Source organism: Pararhizobium sp. P1_E7 (assembly GCF_056405855.1).
The window spans coordinates 1-3,567 of sequence record NZ_JBFUBH010000150.1; the positions used below are offsets into that span (position 1 = coordinate 1).

Consider the following 3,567-nt stretch of genomic DNA (forward strand, 5'->3'; position numbering starts at 1 on the left):
GAAGAGCCTCGCATCGGTATAGAGCAGGTTGATTTCCGCATCACCTACGGGAGACGCTCCTATGCGCATGAACACGTCGCAAATCTGTTCACTGACTGGATCGTGCCGGTCTGTTCGCCCGCGCTCATCGCAAATCGTGTCCTCGGCTGTCCGCAGGACATCCTTAAATTCCCGCTGCTCAATGTGGAGTGGGAAGCAGACTACAAGGCTTCTCCACAATGGAAGGACTGGGCCAGCTTGGTCAATGCCGACGGCAGGCAGACGTTTTCCGGCCTTTCATTCACTTTGTCGAGCAGCGCCATCGACGCTGCCGCCAATGGCAGGGGGTTCGTTCTTGCTCAAGTTTCCATGGTTCAGGACGAGGTTGCGGCCGGCAGTCTGGTGGTTCCCTTCGATATCCGCATGAAGCTGCCCGAAAGCTACTATCTGGCATGGGACAGGACCGCCCTCGAAAAGCCGTTCGGCCAAAGGTTCCACAAGTGGCTCGTTGGCGTTGCGAAACAACAGGATTTGATCTCGGCACCAAGCTCGGGTCCGGTCAAACTGATCTAAACTGCTCAAATGCTGGCTTAAAATGTGACCTTCGCCGGTAGCAAAACGTGGCGTTCGGTTTGATTCCGCTCAAGGCGATGTCGATAGCGCCCAAGTGTCAAAAGAACGGACACGAGTTGCAACTGTGATCAGGCGGCCAGCAAAATGCACCCGAATAGAGGAGGCGTTTTCAGTTCTAGGCATAGATACTCTCCGTCGTTTTGCCTGTAAGTGACGCAGAGCAGGCTAGAGGGCGGACGTATCCCGCATGTTTTGAAAATTGCCGGAAGTGTATCAGAGCAGCATCGCGATCCTGAGCCCGCTCCATGTATCAGTCGCAAAAGCCTTTTCGATGAGGTTCCTCGGCACAGTGAACACTGCGGCTCTCCCCCGGTGATCCGGATCACGCGACTGCAGGGCTAGAAATCGACTTGTTGCTTGATCGAATGTGCTTGCAAAGCTCGTTAAGCGCGATACGGCCTCGCTGAGGCAAATCTTGTCCTGTCGATCCAGATGTAATTTTGGCGAAATGTGGTCCGGCAACGCCGGGCGGGCGGCGAGAGTTGCTATGTCGTGGAGAGTGCCAACAGGCGCAGGAAGCGCCACCGCACCCTGCGCATGTTGGCGGCTAAGTCGTTATTTTGACGGTACGACCAGAGCCTGGCCTTTCCGGACGATATAGGTGGCAAGCTCCGAGGCTTTGCCGGGGCCCACATTTTCCGCCGAGTGAACAACGCCGGTCGGAATGAAGAGTGATTGACCTGCCGAAAGGGTGACCGGCTCACGTCCGTCCAATTTATACTCGAGCGTCCCATCGATCACATAGGCTATCTCTTCACCAGGGTGGGAATGCCTAGCGGCCAAAACACCAGGTTGAAAATCGACACGGACCTGCACGGCTTCGTGGGCGGGGACGTCGATATCGCGCCTGATGAGATCCGTGCGTCGCAGCGGTTCATCGGCGAACGCCTGCAACGGCGTCATTGCGCTCATGAGAAACAGGAGGGCTGTGGCAAATCCGTTGATCGGTTTCATGACTGTGTCCTTTCGGGATGATTGAAGAAGGAATAAACAATGGGAGGAATTCGTGGACGCGGTACTTGAGATGCGCTTACTTGCTCTTTGCGCCAACGTGCCGCGCCGCTGTTTCGATGATGTCGGCAACTCTCTCAGCTTGCGACGTGAAGACGGCGTGGCTGGCCTTGATCTCGGTCACCACGCTGCCCGCGCGCTTGGCCATTTCGCGTTCCAGTTCAGGATTGATGGAGCGGTCTTCGGATGCAACAATTGCCCAGCTCTGCTTTGTCTTCCAGGCGGGATCGCCGATCTTTGCGGTGAAAGCTTCCTTCGAGGCGAAGACCTGCGATCTTGCCAGAAACGCTGCGTCGTCCTTCGGCAGATCTGCGGCGAAGTCGTTCGCGAACGCGGCGGGGTCGAGATAGAGATATTTACCGTCCTTCGTCTCCCGGATATTCATGCCGCCAGACGGCTTTGAGCTTGCGAGGCTGAGCAGGCTTTCGCCGCGATCCGGCTGGAAGGCCGCGACATAGACGAGGCCCGCGACAACAGGGCTGTGGCCGGCTTCGGTGATCACCATGCCGCCATAGCTATGACCGACGAGTAGCGTTGGGCCGTCCTGCAGGTCGAGCACACGGTTGGTGGCGGCGATATCGTCGGCAAGCGACGTGAGCGGCTCCTGTACAATCGTGACGTTGAAGCCGCGTTGGACGAGAATATCGGATGCCTTACGCCAGCCTGAACCATCGGCGAGCGCGCCATGGACGATAACAATGTTTTTTACGTCGGCAGCCTGGGCTGCGAAGGCAATCACGCTCGTGGCGAAGGCGAGAGCGAGGGTCGAGATGTAGTGACGGTTCATGGGTTTGACTCCTGTCGTTTGTAGGTGATTGGGGTAAGGGAGATGAGGTTTCAGCCGAAGGTGAAAGCGTAGGCTTCAACGCCGGGATCGAGGAAGCGGAYTTCGAACGTCCGTTCCGCCACGCCGCCGGATTGGCGGACGAGTTGATAGAGTTTTGTTGACGTCACCGTGCCGTAGCCGTCAGCGTCGGTATCTGCGCCATGGCTGGGTCCGGGTGCCTTGCCGTCGAGCGTCACCTGAAAGCGGACAGGCTTGCCGTCAGCGCTGGGTCCGAGGACCAAGTGCAGGTCACGGGCACTGAAACGATAGACGATGCTGCCATCTGGCTGGTCCAGCACTGCCTGTTCGGCGCCGACCGTCCAGCTCCCGGAGAGGCCCCATTCATTGAGGTCGGGTTCGTCGATGGAATACTCGTTGGCGGCGTCGGCGTGCAGGTTTTCGGGAGAGACGAAGCTGGCGGCGCGTTTGTAGCCAAGATAGGTTTCACCAGATCGGATGTTCTTGAGGTCCGGGCTTGCCTCGGCACCTTTGGTGTCCGGCGTCACTGGCGCAGTCGAGGCCATCTCGCTGCCGGCTTCGCGCAAAAGGTCCTGGATTGCCTGCTCGGTCTGACGATAGTTGCCTTCACCGAAATGATGGTAGCGGATCTGACCCTTGGCATCGATCAGGTAATGCGCTGGCCAGTAGCTGTTTTCGAAGGCGCGCCAGATCTTGTAGTCGTTGTCGATCGCGACCGGATAGCCGATCTTGAAATCTCCGACGGCCTTTTTGACATTGTCGATCTTCTTTTCGAACGCGAATTCCGGAGCGTGCACGCCGATCACGACCAGGCCCTGGTCCCTGTACTTTTCAGCCCAGGCGCGGACGTAGGGCACGGTGCGAATGCAGTTGATGCAGGAGTAGGTCCAGAAATCGATGAGGACGACCTTGCCGCGAAGCTCTTCTATCGTCAGCGGCTGCGAGTTCAGCCATTCGATGGCGCCGTTCAACGATGGTGCTCCGCCTTCGATAGGCAAATTGCTACGGAACGGTTGTGTTGTATCGATGACAGCCGACGTTGTGCTGTTGCTGGCAACCTCCGATGACGTTTCGAGTTCAGGCTTGTCGTACAGTTGGTTAAGCACGGTCTGTTCGAAGGCCGCCGTGCTGGCATAGGA

General features: G+C 57.7%; 4 protein-coding genes. 1 reads left to right on the plus strand and 3 read right to left on the minus strand.

From position 1 onward, the window contains the following. Positions 1–552, plus strand: a 552-nt coding sequence (locus tag AC1D17_RS28085; RefSeq protein ID WP_477568508.1) for a LysR substrate-binding domain-containing protein, incomplete at its 5' end; no start/stop codon positions are given. A gap of 615 nt (positions 553–1,167) precedes the next feature. Here the strand turns inward: AC1D17_RS28085 and AC1D17_RS28090 are convergent. The 3 genes from AC1D17_RS28090 to AC1D17_RS28100 form a co-directional block, all read right to left on the minus strand. Further along, positions 1,168–1,566 carry a cupin domain-containing protein gene (locus AC1D17_RS28090; RefSeq protein ID WP_477568509.1) on the minus strand — a complete coding sequence of 133 codons (399 nt, stop codon included), beginning with the start codon at positions 1,564–1,566 and terminating at the stop codon, positions 1,168–1,170. A gap of 76 nt (positions 1,567–1,642) precedes the next feature. Next, positions 1,643–2,410 (minus strand): alpha/beta hydrolase, encoded by a 768-nt coding sequence (locus tag AC1D17_RS28095; protein ID WP_477568510.1) that lies wholly within the window; start codon positions 2,408–2,410, stop codon positions 1,643–1,645. Positions 2,411–2,460: 50 nt separating this feature from the next. Beyond that, positions 2,461–3,567 (minus strand): thioredoxin family protein (locus AC1D17_RS28100; RefSeq protein WP_477568511.1); only part of this gene is annotated, 1,107 nt, incomplete at its 5' end.